1 protein-coding gene is annotated in these 569 nt (G+C 62.6%); it reads right to left on the bottom strand.

Annotated elements, in window-relative coordinates:
* Positions 1–159: 159 nt before the first annotated feature.
* The gene (locus tag QR78_RS33525; RefSeq protein ID WP_082172178.1) at positions 160–396 is read right to left on the bottom strand and encodes a hypothetical protein; all 237 of its coding nucleotides are present in this window, start codon (positions 394–396) and stop codon (positions 160–162) included.
* Between the last annotated feature and the right edge of the window lie 173 nt (positions 397–569).

The following is a 569-nucleotide window of genomic DNA, read 5'->3' as shown; positions in this document are numbered from 1 at the left end:
CGGATCCGTTCGGAGGCGCAAAGCGAGCCTCAACGTGCGTCGGCGCTGATGTGGCGGACCAATGGCGCGTCGCAAGAAAGCCGATCCGCCAGCCCTCGCCATGACCAGCACAGCGGATTCCCCACATCGCAACGGCGTTCGGGGCTCATGGCGCGACGATCACGATCCGATAATCTTGACAACTGTTACAACAGCACCCACCACGGCGGCCCCAGCCGTAAAAGCAGTAAAAACTGCAGTATACGGAGCGATCGTAGCGTCGCGCGCAAGTTTGCGGGCTTCGGCGGACAACTTGAGACCATCCTCCACGAATTTGCGTGTCTCGGTGTTCATCCGCTCGATACGAGCCAGCTGTTCCTGCAAATCGATCGGTGTCGGAGCAGCGGAGCTGGTCATACGGCCAATCCCTCATCGACGGAGGGCACCCCCTCCGCCGTCAGCTTAATATGAGGAGCGCGAGCCGGCACGTCGAGGACCGATCTCGTTTGCGGCGACCGCGCCTCCCGCATCGCTCGAGCGTGAAATGGATCGACCCGGCCGCCATCCGGTGCCCGCGAGTTTCCCTCGCC

This window comes from Methylobacterium indicum (assembly GCF_001043895.1).
GTDB lineage: Bacteria > Pseudomonadota > Alphaproteobacteria > Rhizobiales > Beijerinckiaceae > Methylobacterium > Methylobacterium indicum.
This window is presented reverse-complemented; position numbering and strand designations above follow the sequence as displayed.